The organism is Myroides phaeus, assembly GCF_009799805.1.
GTDB classification, from domain to species: Bacteria; Bacteroidota; Bacteroidia; order Flavobacteriales; family Flavobacteriaceae; genus Flavobacterium; species Flavobacterium phaeum_A.
This window is the reverse complement of sequence record NZ_CP047050.1, coordinates 693,157-709,519: the sequence shown is the minus strand read 5'-3', so window position 1 is coordinate 709,519 and position 16,363 is coordinate 693,157. Positions and strand designations below refer to the sequence as shown.

Here is a 16,363-nt window from a genome sequence, read left to right as displayed (position 1 = left end):
CTTATAAAAAGAATTTAAACTATAATTGTTCAATGGAAAAAATAAAAGAAGTACTAAAAAAGGAAGGTTACAAGAGAATTCCTTTCAAAATTTCTAAAACACATCATCTGTTTGTGCGTGCAAAAGTAAATGGTGCAATCGGAGATTTTATTATAGATACAGGTGCTTCGAATAGTTGTATAGATTTTACTCATATTGATTTGTTCAATATTACACCTTTAGAGTCTACGACGAAAGCTTCTGGAGCAGGAGCGAATGGGATGTATACACAAGTAGCCTATAATAACCATTTACAACTGAGTCGTTGGCATAACAAAGAGTTTAATCTTGTGTTATTAGACCTTACTCACGTCAATGTAGCGTTAACTGAATACGGTACAAAAACGGTACATGGTATTATAGGCTCTGATGTATTATTACAAGGTGAAGCAGTTATTGATTATAAAGAAAAAGTACTTTATATCAAGTAGCTTATTTTTTAAATTTAGTATATTCGTCTGCAACTAATTCCAGTTCTTTATACCAATCTTCTCCGTATTTTCGAATTAAGGGGTCTTTTAGAAACTTATATACAGGTACGCCTAATTCTTGTCCTAATGTACAAGCATCTCCACAAATATGCCATTTATGATAGTTAACAGCTTCAAATGATGAGAATTCTTTGATTCTTATAGGGTATAAATGGCAAGAAATAGGTTTTTTCCAGTCAATTAAACCTTCATTATAAGCTTTTTCAATTCCACACAATGCCATTTCGTTTTCGTATATAACATAAGCACATTCTCCTCCTTCAATAAGGGGAGTCTCTAACTCACCATCTTCTCCAATTATTGAAGTACCTTGTGTTTCAATAGCCTCTATTCCTTCAGGACGTAAGAATGGCTTTACGTGTTCATATACCTTATTTAAAATATCAACTTCTCCTTTTTCAACGGGCGCACCAGCATCTCCATCAATACAACATTCACCTTTGCAAGCTGAAAGGTTACAAACAAATTCTTTTTCAAGAACATCCTCTGACACAATCGTTTTTCCTATCTGAAACATAATATTCATAAATTAATGTGTGCAAAACTACAAATCTTTAATCTAATAATTCTGTCTATAAAACTGTTATATGTTTTTTTATACTGATGCTAAATAAACTGATAGTCTTGTATACGTCTTTTTAAGGAAAATAGGAATATTACTTACGCTATTTATAATTGATAGTTTGTTGAAATATAAGCATTTGGAGTCTTTTTTTTTGATAAAAATTATATAGCTAAGTTAGATTAGAAGGAGAATTGTAATTATTAAAGAGAATAGACTTTTGTTTCTTATTAAATCATTAAGATGTAAGTTGTTAGTTTTTATGTATTTATGTAAAAAGTTTTTTTATTTATAGGCTAAAAGAACAAAAAAAAAGGATATTTTTATAGGTATTCTTTTTTAAAAGCCTTGTTATGGATGTAAATGTTAGAGACATTGTTAGTATAACAATGATATTGTTTGCTGTTATTGATATTATGGGGGCAATACCTATTATCGTAGATTTAAGAAATAGAGTAGGATATATAGAGTCTGAAAAGGCAACCTTAGTATCGGGTGTAATTATGATCGCTTTTTTATTTTTAGGAGAGCAAATGTTGAGGTTGATAGGTATTGATGTAAGTTCATTCGCTGTAGCAGGAGCTTTTGTATTATTTTTTTTAGCTTTAGAAATGATATTAGGAATTAGAATTTATCGAGACGATACACCGACAACTGCGTCTATTGTACCTTTAGCGTTCCCTTTAATTGCAGGTACAGGAGTTTTGACAACTATTTTATCGTTGCGTTCACAGTATTCAAATGCGAATATTATCATTGGTATAATTGTTAATCTTGTATTAGTGTTTTTTGTATTAAAGTCATCTGCTAAAATTGAAAAGCTATTAGGAGCTGGAGGATTGAGTGTTATACGTAAAATATTCGGAGTAGTACTACTTGCGATTGCTGTTAAATTATTTAGTACTAATGTTAAAGGCTTGTTTGACTAGGTAATATTTTTGTACTTTCGAAGAGTAAAATTAAATTCTTTATCATTCATAATGAAAATATTTAGCTACGTTATCATTGTATTTGCTGCGGCATTAATGATTTTAAACATAACGATGTTGGATTTTAGCAACTTGTTTCAAGGGGATAGTTTAATCGCTATTATAGGGATTGTTGCACTACTTTGTGCTGTATGTATCGTACTGATTTATCGTACTTCAAAAGTAATAGACGACAAAACTAAATAACAATCATGGCAATTTTTGACATACTTATTATTGGTGGCGGTGTAGCTGGAGTTTCTTGTGCTCAAGTTTTAGGGAGTGCTTTTAAAAAGGACTTTGTAAAAGATAAAAAGGTTGGAATTGTAATGCATCAGAAAGCTTCAATGTTGCAAGATGCTGTTTTTTTCAATGCTTACGGTATTAAATTAGGTACTTTAGGAAGAGATCTTTTAGAGCAATCACAAGAAGATTTAGCTTACTACCAAGAAATTGAACAAATAAAAGGAGAGAAGGTTGTTTCTGTTTATCTAAAAGAAGGGTATTTTGAAGTAACCACGAATAGGGCAAGTTATCAAGCGAAGGCTGTTGTAATTGCTACTAATTCAAGCCCCTCATTCGATATTGATGGTTTAATGGAATATGTAGAGCCTCATAAGAAGTCATTGCCAACTAAAAATCGCATTCAATTAAAGAATGAGGATCATTTAGTAAAAGAAGGATTATATGTAGCGGGAACTTTAGCAGGACACCGTAGTCAGTTAGCAATTGCTGCTGGTAGTGGAGCTGCTGTTGCTACAGATATTTTAACATTGTGGAATGGAGGCGTTGAGACTCATAGCCATGATAGTTTAAGGAAAAAGTAAAATAGAATTGATATAGTATTCATTGCTATTTTAAATAGATAAAAAAAGCGCGTTTAGACATAAACGCGCTTTTTCTTTATGTAGTTTTTTAATAAACTAAACCAACATTGTCAATCCATAATTTACTATCAGTATTTCCAATATAGGCACCTCCATTACTTGAAGAGAACTGAATAATTAAGTGCGTTACTTCATCATCTGCTGTTCCCCATCCTTCTTCTATGATAGGAACCATTTTTCCTTTGCTATTTCTTGTATAGTAAGCATCTTCTCCTTTGCGAAGTGCCATATGTGAACCATAGAATTTTTCTTTACTAATATCACCGTAGTTAACATTTAAACGATGTTTGTTCTGCCAAGTTTTAACGGATTTATCAAAGCGCTCCCATCCAGTACCAACTCTTTTAGCGTGTACATTTCCATTGCTGTCTTCCCATCTCTTTTGAAGTAAAATTTGAATTTCAGCCATGTCATTTCTATTCACTTCAGAACCTTTTCCCATTCCGTTTACTCGACGAGATGGACCTCCTGTAGTTACCTTATAGTCATATTGCATTGCTTTTGGCTTTTTAGTAAAAGGAATACCTGTTACTAATTTACTCTGAGGATTTTTAGTGTCTGTAATTGGTTCTATCATTTCCCCTAAGAAAATTGTACCACTTGCTAATACATTAATATTGATAACTCCAAGAACTTTTACTCGTTCAATACGTGTTTCTAAACGTGCAGCAAATCCCTTGTCTCTTTTTTCTGGATAAACGGTTACACTTCCTTTTGTAATACCACTTACTGTAGCTAATACAGAAGAGGTAGCCCAAGGTGATTTTATATTTTTATAAGGAGTATTGTCTTTTAAAGTGTCTTTCTTTTCTGTAATCTCATACAGGTATTGCGTGTTTCCTCCGATAATAAATGATTCTTTTATTTCGCGAACCATCCAATTATTCATATTTCCTAAAGGTAGTAATTCTACTTTTTCATTTTGTGCTTTGGCAACAAAAGCAAATAAGAAAAGTAATGATGATAAAAGCAATTGCTTATTAAATTTAAACATGATATTTCGTATTATTTTTTGATGTTATTTTTTTTCAACATATTGAAGTCTTGTTTCTTCAAATTCATTTTTACATATGGAATTGCAATGTCATGATCGTTTAAGTACATTCTATCTCTGATTGCAAAATCAGGATTTACTAACGACAAATCTTCTTCTAAATAAGGAGTATGTATCGTAGATGCATCAATCATTGTGTGGAAAACAGCATTTGTTGTGATTGGTTTTACTTTATTCACATTAGCCATTCTGACTTTTTCAGGAAACTCTTGCTTATATGGTTCAGAGAACCACATAACAATTGGAATTCTCAATTGATAGTAAGTTGGGCTTGGTGAAGCATGTAAGAAACGACCTCTTTCATCATCAAATAAATCTTCTCCATGATCAGAAGTATAAAGCATAGCAACTGATGCTTCTGTTCTTTTTAAAGCATCTATAGTCCCTGAAAGGAAGTAATCTGTATATAAGATTGAATTGTCATAAGCGTTTACTAAATGCTCTTTCTCAGATTTACTAACTCCTGCCACTGCATCTGGCATATACTTTTGGAAAGACTCAGGATATCGCTCCATATAATTAAAATGAGAACCATATGTGTGTAGTAAAATGAATAAATCTCCTTCTGTTTCAGCTATTTTATCTTCCATTAGAGCAATTAACTCTTCGTCATAATGATTCTCTGTCATTCCGGTTCCACTATGCGTTTTACGGATTGTTTGATAGATATCAGCTTCTTTGGTGAAGTACTCTATAAAAGAAGAGTTTTCAGCTTGGTTAGAGAGGCATATTGTTGTAAAACCTGCTTCTTTAAAAGCGTGAATAATTCCCTTTCTTTGATAGATTAAATTGTAGTTTTCAGCTTCAGCATCTGAAAGTATAATTGAAACACTTTTATGTGTGGTATTTGATTGAGTTAAAGCATCTTCAAATACCACAAGGTTTTCTTGTTGACTTAGATTAGGGTTAGTTTCTCTTTCATAACCATACAAAGACCAATTATCTGCTCTACTCGTTTCACCAACAATCAACACGTAGATTTGTCTGTTAGTAGTTGTAGTAGTGTCTTTTACAGCTTTGTAAGAGAAGTCTGCAGATGTTAATGGATAACGTTTTACTTTATCCCATTTATTTACGGCAAAACCAAGGTTGTGAATTGCATTTACAGGGTAAACATCTTGGTTAAAAGCAAAGGTGTTTGTATTGTTATTTGCACTGGCAAAAGAAAGAACTAATGAGGCAAGTAATAAAACTAAAGCAGGGAGAACTTTTCTTTTTCTGAATGTTACATCTAAAAAGTTTTTGCGCTTCCATTGTAAAATTGCGAAAATAGTTGGAGGAATGTATAAAACACAAACCAAAACAATTGAAGGAATTAAACTTCCTAATAGCTCGTTGATTTCAGAAGTATTTGTTGTAGCTACGTTTAAAAACATATCTGCAGCAATAACATCCTCTCCAAATAAGTAGAAAAGGACAATCTGAAAGGCGTGTAAAAATAATAAAGGGAAGAATAAGATTTGTAAGAACCCAGTATTCTTAACAACTGAAAATATCAGCATATAGAGTCCTAATGGAAAAATAATAACAACTAATTTTCCGATTATATTAACGGGTTGTGTAAAAGCAAAAAATATAGTTGGAGCCATATTAACTGCAATATAAAACCAGAATAAAATGATAGGATTATTGATGAGTCTTGTTATCAGACCTTTTTTAGCAACTTCATTTTCCATGCTATACAATTAGAATGATTCGTTAATATTAAAATAGAATCCGCTTTGACCTTTTCCTAATCCATAGTCAAGTCGAATATTTACTCTGTTTTTAAATTCCCATCTATAACCGATACCATAAGCTGGTAAGGTATGATTCCAATCAAAGTTTTTAAAGTTTTCGAAAACATTTCCTGCACCTCCCCAAACAGCTATACCGTGTCTGTTATATATTTTTTGACGTAATTCTACTTGAGAGTTAATTTGTTTTCTATCTCTATATTGACCTGTGTAATATCCTCTCATCTGACGTGAACCACCAATTTGAGATAACATTGACCAAGGTACTTCTCCATTGTTGAAAATTCCATTTAGGTCAAAAGCTAACGTTGCATTTGTCCATATTTCTTGGTATGCTCTCGCTGTAAAGTCAATACGTCCAAAATGTTTATTGCTTCCTAATGATTTAGGAAAGAATGTTTGTTCATATTTAAGATATAATCCTCGAGATGGATTTGGGATAAAGTCTCTTGAGTCATAGGTAGCCAAAAAACCACCACCAATAGCTGTGTTTTTAGGGTTTGCTTCTGGTCTCATACTTTCATCTTCAAAGTTTCTACTTTTTATATTCTGAGCAGAGAAAGTTAAACCAACATAAGTATTAGGTAATACTTTTCGCAATAAGTCAAACTTTAAGCCTAACTGGTAGTTGTCATATTTTGTAAAATCTCCTTTGTCTCCTGCTTCATATCCAATACCGTAGAATTTGCTTGGCATATACTGAAAAGCCATGTCATAAAAGATACGGTAGTCGTCATTAGGAAATATTGTTGTGTTTTCAATTCCCACAGAGAAGAAACCACTTGTAGTAAAATTAGTATAGATAGATACGTTAGAAGGATTAAGAGTCATATCTTCTTTGTCTAAACGGTATAAACCTGAAGCAACAATCCCAAGTCCGAGTTTAGTATCAACAGAGTAACTTGGTCCTCCAATAAAAGAAAGGTCAAATTTACTTTGAGATTTATCTTTTTTTGCTTCTTCAAAATAACTTACAATACGATCAAAAAACTTTTGTTTCTCAATGATTGTATCGTGCGGTGTTTCTGCTAATGAAATATTTGTGTTTTCTTGCGAAAAAGATATTGTGCTGAAAAACAGAAAGATAAATAAGGATTTTATTAGTAAGTAATTTTTTATCATATACGGAAAAAATAAGCCGCAAAGATACAAAAAATCTAAGTGTTCATATTTTCAATATTGGTAAATAACAGCCTTTAGAAGAATTGATTAACGTTATTTGGCAGTATTTTGGTTTATATTAAGAATTATTGGTTTTGAACCACGATTAGTTGTGCATATACAATGATCACAGAGAAAATAAAAATCATTGCCAATAAGATATATTGATACAATGGAATTTGAATTTTGTGAAATTTCATTGCCCTTAAATATAAAATGCTCGGTATGATTAGAGCTAAGATAACTCCTGCTATAGCTGCATAACCTAATGCTAAGATAAAACCTTCTGGGTAAAATAAGGCAAACATTAACGGTGGTACAAAAGTTAGTGCTCCTGAAAGAGGTTTGATGAATTGCTTCTGCTTATTTTTAAATAAATCCTTATAGTAATCGTAAAGACCGATACTAACTCCTAAGAATGAAGTTCCTAATGCTGCTGCTGCAAAAAAGCTAAATAAGGTTTCTACAGAAGAGGATTGTGCCATTTCACGAACACTTAATATTAAGCCTTTTAACCCTAAGTTGTCATTTAATATTTGCATAAATGAAGTTTGATCTAAACTTCCTAATACAACTGTTTGCCAGATTAAATAGATAACTAATGGCAATAAGCTTCCTAAGATAAAAGCTTTTTTAAGTAGTTTTTTATCTCCATCTAAATAGGTTACTATACTCGGAATACTTCCGTGAAAACCGAATGAAGTAAAAATAGCAGGGATAGCGGTAACGATTAGGCCTTGTGATAAAGGCATACTTAATAAATTGATTCCTTCGATTAAAGGAGTCATAAGTACCACAAGTAAGAATAAGAAAATAAGTTTTGCAACAAATAATCCTCTTGTAAATAAGTCAACCCATCGCGTTCCAATTAAAACAATACTACTGAAGAGAATAGAGAAAATAAGAATTGCGAATCTACTATCAATATTTGTATCAAAAAGTTGGTCGGCATTAGTTTTAAGAATTGTTCCTCCTCCTGTCATATAAGCAGCAGTTAGTCCATAAATTAAAAACATCAAGCTTAGTCCAGCAATTCGATTAACAGCCATACCAGCATATTTTTTTGTCAATGTGTCAAAACCATCTGTCGGTAAATTAAAATCATATATTCGAACCATTAACAAGGCTGTATAGCACATAGCAAACCAAATTACGAATAGCAATAATAGTGTGCCTAAAAAACCTACTCCTGCAGAAGTAATGGGCATTGCAAGCATTCCTCCTCCAATAGATGATCCTGCAATAATCAATATGCTACCTAAAAGTTTACTATTCATAATTAAATTCTTGTTTGCTTGCAAAGGTAAGAAAGGATTTGGCTTAATCAGAGAATCAATTACTTTCCTTTTTGTAAAAAATTTAGATAAAGTGTAAACTAATTAATTTTCTGTCTATATTTGCCATTATGCAAAGAAAGAAGAACATAGCAAGAATTTTGTTAATGGTGGCGTTTATGTTTACCATTGTTTTTCAATTTGTGCATAGTTATGAGCATATTTTTTCTTCTTCTACTTATGAAAAAGAACATAGTTCTCATGCTCACTTTCATGAAAAGAGAAGTGACAATGGACATACTTTACAATTAAAAGAACACCATGGTCAGCTTGAAAAATGTTTTGCTTGTGACGTAATTATTACGCCATATATACAAGCAGACATTATGGAAGTAGACTTTGTGAATTTTGAACTATCTCAAAAGGTTCAAGATTTAGCAATTCTTGAGTTTATTCCATTATCACATGTTTACTATTCTTTAAGGGCACCTCCTGCAAACGTTTAATTTTCGTTTGGTACGTCTTTGTAGACCTACCGTATTTTTTACGTTTAATTAAATTATTGCAATCAAATGAGAATGCTATTTATTGTGTTTTCACTAATGTTTTCAGTAGTTACTTTTGGCCAAACTTATACAGTTAAAGGTGACGTTTCTAATTTTAATGGAGAAGCATTAGTGGGAAGTACTATATCTTTTAAAGACCAGGCACTTATGTCTGATTTAAAAGGTAGATTTATCTTTAACCCTGTTGTCGAAGGAACTTATCGTTTAAATATATCTTATTTAGGGTATATGCCTATTGATACACTTTTGAATGTGAAGTCTGATGTTACGTTACACTTCCATTTGAAGGAAGACTCAACTCTTTTAGATCAAGTAGTGGTATCTACTGCTGGATTAAAAACAATTAGTAATACAGAAAAAGTGTCTAATGAGAAGTTGGTTGAGAATTTCTCAGGATCTTTTGCAAAGACATTAGCATCAGTGCCTGGTGTGAATGCTATGGAAATTGGAGCAGGAGCTTCTAAGCCAATTATCCGTGGACTTGGATTTAATAGAATTGCTGTTGCTGAAAATGGAGCAAAGCAAGAAGGACAACAATGGGGAGCAGATCACGGATTAGAGATTGATGCTTTTAGTACAGAAGAAGTTGAGATTATTAAAGGAGTTGGAGCTATTGAGTATGGTAGTGATGCAATTGGAGGTGTAATTAAAATTAATAATGAAAAGATACCTCAAGTACACTCATTTACAGGAAATGCTACTGTATTTGGTAAAACTGTCAACGATTCTTATGGAGCGTCTGTACAGCTAAAGGCAAGAGAGGATAAGTTTTTCTATAAGTTTAAAGCAACAGGACAAGAATATGGTGATTACCGTGTTCCGACAGATCGTATAAATTACTTAGATACAACCATTCCTATTTATGGTAGACGTATGAAAAATACGGCAGGAAAAGGGTTTGCGTTGTACGGACAAGTTGGTTATGTATCTAATGACTTTTCTAATATTTTAAGCGTTAGTGATGTTTATGATAAGAGTGGTTTCTTTCCTGGTTCACACGGATTGCCAAATATTGCTTCTGTAGTTGATGATGGAAACCATAGAAATATAGAATTACCAAATCAAAGTGTAAATCACTTTAAGATTGTAAATACATCAACGTTTAATTTATCTGATAGAGAGAAGTTGAGTTTTGTATTGGCTTTTCAAAATAATAAGCGCCAAGAGATGAGTAAATTTCATACTCACTTTGAAGATCAAGTTGCTCCAGAAAAGGACCCTGATTTAGAGTTACAGTTTACTTTAAATACATTTGATGCTTCTGCCAAGTATGAATATATTTCTCCAAACAATCACAAATCTACAATTGGTGTTCAGTATAATTATCAGAACAATGTAATTGATGGATACGGATTCTTACTTCCTAAATTTAATCGTTTTGGAGTAGGTGCTTTTGCAATGCACGAACATTTTGTAAATGATAGATTGTCTTGGGAAGCAGGAGCAAGAGTTGACTATGCAGAAATTCATATAAAACCTTTTTATGATAATGTGTTGTATGATTATTTAGTTGACTTAGGACATTCTCCTAATTTCGCTGGAGATTATGCACAACGCAGTAGTAAGTTAGATAAAAGCTTTACAAGTTTTAACGGAATGATTGGTGCTAAGTACGAACTTACTTCTAAAATTCAATTAGCAAGTACTTTCGGAACAAACTTTAGATTCCCAACTGCAATTGAGTTGGCTTCAAATGGTGTGCATCACGGAGCGTTTAGACACGAAAAGGGATATGCAAATTTAAAACCAGAACAAGGAGTTGCTTTTGATTTTAGAGCAAGTTATGAAACAGAAGGTTTTAATACTTCTGTAAGTCCTTATGCTTATTACTTTACAAATTATATTTTTTTAAGACCTACTGGTACTTTCTCTGTATTACCTGATAGTGGGCAAATTTATCAATATTCACAGTCTAAAGCATTAATTACTGGTTTTGAATGGAAGGTTGAAAAGCAATTCTTGAAGAACTTTACGTTTGAGGGAGTGTTTGAATATATTTATAATCGACAGTTGTCTAATGGTAAAAAAGGAGACTATCCATTGCCTTTTTCTCCTCCAATGAACTTTTATGGGGAGTTGAAATATGCCTTTAACGATTGGAGATTTTTAAAACAACCGGAAGTGCATTTTAATGGGAAGTGGTTTGGAAGACAAGAGAGAATTGCTCAAGGTGAAGCTATAACTCCAAGTTCACAAAGCTTTGGAGCAGGTATTTCTTCGACTTTATTATTCGGTAAGTTTGAAGCGAAAGCAAGCTTAACAGCAACAAATATCTTTGATACTAAGATATTAAATCATATGAGTTTCTATCGCCCATTAGAGATTCCGGAGTTAGGTAGATCAATTCAATTGATGATACAGATTCCGTTTTAATGACAAAAAGAAGCATACGTGTAATTTGGTTCGCCTTTATGTATGTGGTTTTTTTAGTTCCACATATAAGCAATCTTTTACACTATGTCATCATAGAGCACCAATATGGTGTTCGAACTAATAAAACGGAGTGGGTTGATGCAGATACTGTTCATTATTGTGATCAATATCTATATAAAATATCACCAGCTCTTGTTATCGACATTGTTGAATGGGAGCCTTTCTATGTACATCAGTATATTGAAAAAGTTGCCTTTAGAGAATGTCTTATCCTACTGAATACTATTAATTTCTATTGGTTAAGAGGACCTCCAAATGTATTTTACATTTAGGAAACTCAATTATCAAAACAAAGAAATTTTAATAGTAAAAAAGTAAAAAAATGAAAACAGTAAAAAATATATTCGTTTTATCAATTTTAAGTATAGTAGGTTTTAGTTCATGTACTACTGGTGATGACGGTATTGATACAGAAAAACCAGTAGTAATATTAAATGCACCCGTTGAAGGGGCAAAACTTGAAGCGGGAAAAGATATTCACTTTGATATGGAATTATCGGATAATATCGCTTTAGGAAGTTATAAAGTAGATATACATGTTAATGACGGACATGATCATGGAAGCCATAATCATTCTCATTCAATTGTAATATTACACGATGATCATAATCACGATCACGATGAGGAAAATGAAAATCGTAAGGCTTTTAAGTTTCTCCGCGTATGGGATGATATTTTTGGACAGAGAAATGCAAATGTTCATCATCACGAAATTGTTATTCCTGCAGACGTAAAACGTGGAGCATATCATTTTATGGTTCAGGTTCTTGATAAGGCAGGAAACCAAACAATGGTTTTTAGAAACATTGAAATTGTTGGACCAGGTGAAGGTAGTGGTGGACACGATCACGATCACGACCACGACCATGAAGAAGGAGATCACGACCATAATCATTAATAAAATAACAAAGAGCAAGGATATCCTTGCTTTTTGCTTTTGGTATAGTGCCATAAAGATGGGATTACTACCTATATTTATTTATATTTGTTTTATAACTAATTATTACCCTATTTATGAGAAAAACATTTATGACTCTGCTTGTTGCTACAATCGTTATATCGTGTAAACAAGGAGATAGTTCAACTGCTGAGGCATTGAAATACCCAGTAACGAATAAAGGTGAAGTAGTAGATACTTATTTTGGAGTTGATGTTGCTGATCCTTATCGTTGGTTAGAAGATGACCGCTCTGAAGAAACTGCAGCTTGGGTGAAAGCAGAGAATGAGGTTACTTACAATTATTTAGCTCAAATTCCTTTCCGAGATGATTTGAAAAAACAAATGGAGGAAGCGTGGAATTACGAGAAAATAGGTGCTCCTTTTAAAGAAGGAAAATATACTTATTTCTTTAAAAATGATGGTTTACAAAATCAATCTATCTTATATAGAAAAGATGAGGCTGGTAAGGAAGAGGTTTTCTTAGATCCAAATAAGTTTTCTAAAGATGGAACAACTTCTTTAGGTAGTGTTGATTTTTCTGAAGATGGTTCTAAAGTTGCATACGCAATTTCTGAAGGAGGAAGTGATTGGAGAAAGATTATTGTTTTAGATGCTGAAACAAAAAAGGTAATTGGAGATACACTTGTTGATGTAAAGTTTAGTGGTGTTTCTTGGTTTGGTAATGAAGGATTTTATTATTCAAGTTATGACAAGCCTGAAGGAAGTGAATTGTCTGCTAAGACTGACCAACATAAGTTGTATTACCACAAATTAGGTACTGCACAAAAAGAAGACGCACTAATTTTTGGAAAAGATAAAAAGAGAAGATATGTAGGTGGTTATGTTACAGGTGATAATAAATATTTAGTTATTACAGCTGCAAATTCTACTTATGGAAACGAATTGTATATTCAAGACTTAACTAAAACAAATAGCCCAATTATTAACATTGTTAATAACTTTGAGAGTAGTAGTGGTGTTTTAGATAGTAAAGATGGTAAGTTGTTTATAGCAACAGATTATAAAGCACCAAATACGCGTGTTGTAACAGTTGATGCTAATAATGCTGCTCAAGCAAATTGGGTTGACTTTATTCCAGAGACAAAAAATGTTTTAACGCCAACAAAAGGTGCTGGATATATCTTTGCTAACTATCTACAAGATGCTGTATCTGTTGTTAAGCAGTACGATTATACAGGAAAAGAAGTTAGAGTGGTAGAATTACCTGGAATAGGAACTGTAAGTGGTTTTGGAGGTAAAAAAGAGGATATTACGTTGTACTATTCTTTTACAAATTATATTACTCCTGGAACTATTTATGCTTTTGATGCAAAAGAAGGGGCTTCTAAAGTTTACGAGCAACCAAAAGTTAAGTTTGATTCTTCTCAGTATGAGTCTAAACAAGTATTCTATACTTCTAAAGATGGTACTAAAGTTCCGATGATTATTACACATAAGAAGGGTATTGAGTTAAATGGAAAGAATCCTACAATGCTTTATGCTTATGGTGGATTTAATATTAGCTTAACGCCGTCTTTCAGTATTGCTAATGCTATTTGGTTAGAAAACGGAGGTATTTATGCTGTTCCTAACTTAAGAGGTGGAGGAGAATATGGTAAAGAATGGCACGTAGCTGGTACTAAAATGCAGAAACAAAATGTATTTGATGACTTTATTGCTGCTGGACAGTATTTAATTGATAATAAGTATACTTCTTCTGATTTCCTTGCTATTAAAGGAGGTTCAAATGGAGGATTATTAGTTGGAGCTACAATGACTCAACGTCCTGATTTAATGAAAGTAGCTTTACCTGCAGTTGGAGTGTTAGATATGTTGCGTTACCATACATTTACAGCTGGAGCTGGATGGGCGTATGACTATGGAACATCTGAAGATAGCAAAGAAATGTTTGATTATTTAAAAGGATATTCTCCTCTTCATAATGTGAAAGAGATTGCTTATCCTGCAACGATGGTTACTACTGGAGATCACGATGATAGAGTTGTACCTGCACACAGTTTTAAATTTGCTGCTACGTTACAAGAGAAGAACAAAGGAACTAACCCTATGTTAATCCGTATCGAAACAAATGCTGGTCATGGTGCTGGTAAGTCGATAGCGCAACAAATACAAGAGAATGTTGATCTACAAGCGTTCACTTTGTATAGTATGGGAATTAAAAAATTAAAATAATAGTAGATTTATTATAAACAGAAAAGCCGAGTTAATTAACTCGGCTTTTTTTTATTCGTATTTGTAATCTTTTACTCCCGCATTAATATCTGCTTCAATGAAGTTCTGTTCTGGTGGAATAGGACAAGAAAATTTAGGATTATAAACACAATATGGGTTATATGCTAAATTAAAGTTGATGATAATTTTGTCCCCTTCAGGTATTTGTAAATCTATATATCTTCCGCCTCCGTAAGATGTAACTCCAGAAGTTAAGTCTGTAAAAGGAAGAAATAAGTGTTTAGCATATTCTTTCTTTTCACGTAATGCTACATCTTGAAAAACATCAAGCTTGAAATTTTTATTGTTTAATGAAAAGTTTATCTCCCCATATTTTACATAAACAGGTTTTCTGTGCGTTGTAGTTGGCATTTCAAAAGGTTGTTCATCAGGAGTTCTTACTAATGCTCCTTCAATGACGAAGTCTTCAGAGATAGGGAAGTAGTCTAACGATTTAAACTTTTTAAGTGCATCTTTAGGAAGTGGAGATGACTTAGCATCACTAAATTCCTTATTTAAGTTTTTTTGAAATTGTTCAGCACGTGCTTCTTCTGATTGTTCATTGTTTGAGCAAGCTACTCCAACTAAGGCTAACATTGCCATAGCGATGAATTTTTTCATATTACTTTAGTGTTTGTGATTTGTAAATATACTATACTTTATTGAAGTAGGTATAAAGTAAAAGACTTGCCTATATATAGGCAAGTCTTTTATCTTTTTCTTAAGCAATTGTTTATTTTATATGGGCACGTAACATCCACGCTGCTTTTTCGTGTTCTTCCATTAATCCAATTAAGAAGTCAGCTGTTCCAGCATCATTAAGTTCTTCAATTGTTTCAATATTCTCTCTGATAAAGATAATAATGGCCTCGTGGTCTTTCGTTAAGTCTTTTATCCAAGAAGCACTATCATTTCCTTCATTGTCTCTTTCTTCAGTTAAATGAGTCAATCTAAGGTAGTCTTTTAATGAAGAAGGTGCGTAATGACCTAAATGGCGAATTCTTTCTGCTACAGCATCAATTCTTTCTTCTAATTCGTCATATTGTGTTTCAAAGAATAAATGCATCGCGTGAAAGTCGATGCCTTCAACGTTGTAATGTGCATTTCTTGTTTTTGTAAATAGTACAAACTCGTCAGCTAATAATTGTGATAAAATGTCTGTAATTGATTGACGAGCTTCCGGTGTAATTCCAATATTTGTTTTCATAGTTATTCATTTTTTTTGTTGATGTAAAATTACTTATTCAACAAGAAAATAGAAAGTGGTTTTAATCGAATAAAATTATTTAGCTATTGATAATGAATATGATATGATACGTTTTTTGGCATATAAGCAAAAAAAAAGGAGCTAAAATAGCTCCTTTAATTTATAAGGTGTAAACTGATTACTTTTTGAAAGCGTCAGCAGCATTTTTCAATGACTTCTTAGCTTCGTTAGCAGCTTCTTTAGTTTCTTCTACTTTTTTAGCAGCAGCTTCTTTAGTTTCTTCTACAGCTTTTTTAGCGTCTTCTACTTTTTCAGCAGCAGCTTCTTTAGTTTCTTCTACAGCTTTTTTAGCATCTTCTACTTTTTCAGCAGCAGCATCTTTAACGTCTTCTACAGCTTGTTTAGCATCTTCAGTAGCTTCAGTAGCTTTGTTAGCTAATTTTTCAGCTTCTTCTTTTGCAGCTTTAGTAGCGTCTTCTAATTTAGCTTTAGCTTCGTCCCAAGTTTGTTGAGCAGCGTCTAATGCTTTTTGTGCTTCTTCTTTAGCTTTTTCGTCTCCAGCAGTAGCAGCAGCTTCTACAGCTTTTTTAGCTTCTTCTAATTTAGCTTCAGCTTCTTTAGTAGCGTTTTCAAAAGAACTTAAGTCAGCAGTAGCTTCAACTTGAGCTCCTTCTTCTGCTTTAGTGTCTTTACATGATGTAGCAAATAACATCCCAACAACGGCCAATGATAACAATAATTTTTTCATAGTAATTTATTTTAAAATATATATTTGTTCAAAGTTATTAAAAAATATAATTATTATAAAATTTGT

Annotated in this window: 17 protein-coding genes; 9 read left to right on the top strand and 8 right to left on the bottom strand. The window is 32.6% G+C overall.

Features of this window, described 5'->3' with window-relative positions; all coding sequences use genetic code 11:
• Window positions 1-32: 32 nt before the first annotated feature.
• Entirely contained in the window at window positions 33-470 is a 438-nt protein-coding gene (locus tag GQS07_RS03250) for a retropepsin-like aspartic protease (protein ID WP_158209590.1), read from the top strand.
• 1 nt (window position 471) lies between these two features.
• On the opposite strand, the gene GQS07_RS03245 is transcribed toward GQS07_RS03250, so the two are convergent.
• Window positions 472-1,047: a DUF3109 family protein gene (locus GQS07_RS03245; RefSeq protein WP_158211319.1), complete on the bottom strand. Its 576-nt coding sequence runs from the start codon at window positions 1,045-1,047 to the stop codon at window positions 472-474.
• A 398-nt stretch (window positions 1,048-1,445) separates the two neighbouring features.
• On the opposite strand from GQS07_RS03245, the gene GQS07_RS03240 reads away from it, so the two are divergent.
• From GQS07_RS03240 to GQS07_RS03230, 3 genes are read left to right on the top strand one after another with little or no spacing between them, the layout of a single operon-like run.
• A complete protein-coding gene (locus tag GQS07_RS03240; protein WP_158209589.1) occupies window positions 1,446-2,021 on the top strand; it encodes a MarC family protein in 576 nt (191 codons plus the stop codon).
• A gap of 51 nt (window positions 2,022-2,072) precedes the next feature.
• Entirely contained in the window at window positions 2,073-2,267 is a 195-nt protein-coding gene (locus GQS07_RS03235; protein ID WP_090407780.1) for a hypothetical protein, read from the top strand.
• Window positions 2,268-2,272: 5 nt separating this feature from the next.
• Window positions 2,273-2,887 carry an FAD-dependent oxidoreductase gene (locus GQS07_RS03230; protein WP_158209588.1) on the top strand — a complete coding sequence of 205 codons (615 nt, stop codon included), beginning with the start codon at window positions 2,273-2,275 and terminating at the stop codon, window positions 2,885-2,887.
• An 88-nt stretch (window positions 2,888-2,975) separates the two neighbouring features.
• On the opposite strand, the gene GQS07_RS03225 is transcribed toward GQS07_RS03230, so the two are convergent.
• From GQS07_RS03225 to GQS07_RS03210, 4 genes are all read right to left on the bottom strand, one after another.
• A complete protein-coding gene (locus GQS07_RS03225; protein ID WP_158209587.1) occupies window positions 2,976-3,941 on the bottom strand; it encodes a PCMD domain-containing protein in 966 nt (321 codons plus the stop codon).
• Between the two features lie 11 nt (window positions 3,942-3,952).
• Window positions 3,953-5,677 carry a sulfatase-like hydrolase/transferase gene (locus GQS07_RS03220; RefSeq protein WP_158209586.1) on the bottom strand — a complete coding sequence of 575 codons (1,725 nt, stop codon included), beginning with the start codon at window positions 5,675-5,677 and terminating at the stop codon, window positions 3,953-3,955.
• A gap of 9 nt (window positions 5,678-5,686) precedes the next feature.
• The gene (locus GQS07_RS03215) at window positions 5,687-6,859 is read right to left on the bottom strand and encodes a BamA/TamA family outer membrane protein (RefSeq protein ID WP_158209585.1); all 1,173 of its coding nucleotides are present in this window, start codon (window positions 6,857-6,859) and stop codon (window positions 5,687-5,689) included.
• Window positions 6,860-6,984: 125 nt separating this feature from the next.
• On the bottom strand, window positions 6,985-8,175 hold the full coding sequence (locus GQS07_RS03210; RefSeq protein ID WP_158209584.1) for an aromatic amino acid transporter: 1,191 nt from the start codon (window positions 8,173-8,175) through the stop codon (window positions 6,985-6,987).
• 128 nt (window positions 8,176-8,303) lie between these two features.
• Here GQS07_RS03210 and GQS07_RS03205 point away from each other — a divergent pair, with 128 nt between their 5' ends.
• From GQS07_RS03205 to GQS07_RS03185, 5 genes are all read left to right on the top strand, one after another.
• Entirely contained in the window at window positions 8,304-8,678 is a 375-nt protein-coding gene (locus GQS07_RS03205) for a hypothetical protein (RefSeq protein WP_158209583.1), read from the top strand.
• Window positions 8,679-8,744: 66 nt separating this feature from the next.
• Window positions 8,745-11,111 (top strand): TonB-dependent receptor, encoded by a 2,367-nt coding sequence (locus tag GQS07_RS03200; RefSeq protein WP_158209582.1) that lies wholly within the window; start codon window positions 8,745-8,747, stop codon window positions 11,109-11,111.
• Window positions 11,111-11,443 carry a hypothetical protein gene (locus tag GQS07_RS03195; protein WP_158209581.1) on the top strand — a complete coding sequence of 111 codons (333 nt, stop codon included), beginning with the start codon at window positions 11,111-11,113 and terminating at the stop codon, window positions 11,441-11,443. Before GQS07_RS03200 ends, GQS07_RS03195 begins: the two co-directional genes overlap by 1 nt.
• A 50-nt stretch (window positions 11,444-11,493) precedes the next feature.
• Window positions 11,494-12,069, top strand: coding sequence for a DUF4625 domain-containing protein (locus GQS07_RS03190; RefSeq protein ID WP_158209580.1), 576 nt, complete (start codon window positions 11,494-11,496; stop codon window positions 12,067-12,069).
• A gap of 131 nt (window positions 12,070-12,200) precedes the next feature.
• Complete coding sequence (locus GQS07_RS03185; RefSeq protein WP_199269113.1) at window positions 12,201-14,303, top strand: prolyl oligopeptidase family serine peptidase; 2,103 nt, start codon at window positions 12,201-12,203, stop codon at window positions 14,301-14,303.
• Window positions 14,304-14,354: 51 nt separating this feature from the next.
• Here the strand turns inward: GQS07_RS03185 and GQS07_RS03180 are convergent, their stop codons facing one another.
• The 3 genes from GQS07_RS03180 to GQS07_RS03170 form a co-directional block, all read right to left on the bottom strand.
• Window positions 14,355-14,963, bottom strand: a complete 609-nt coding sequence (locus GQS07_RS03180) for a DUF1684 domain-containing protein (RefSeq protein WP_233269304.1) — start codon at window positions 14,961-14,963, stop codon at window positions 14,355-14,357.
• A 112-nt stretch (window positions 14,964-15,075) separates the two neighbouring features.
• Window positions 15,076-15,549 carry a Dps family protein gene (locus GQS07_RS03175; protein WP_158209578.1) on the bottom strand — a complete coding sequence of 158 codons (474 nt, stop codon included), beginning with the start codon at window positions 15,547-15,549 and terminating at the stop codon, window positions 15,076-15,078.
• 178 nt (window positions 15,550-15,727) lie between these two features.
• Complete coding sequence (locus GQS07_RS03170; RefSeq protein WP_158209577.1) at window positions 15,728-16,297, bottom strand: hypothetical protein; 570 nt, start codon at window positions 16,295-16,297, stop codon at window positions 15,728-15,730.
• Window positions 16,298-16,363 lie beyond the last annotated feature (66 nt).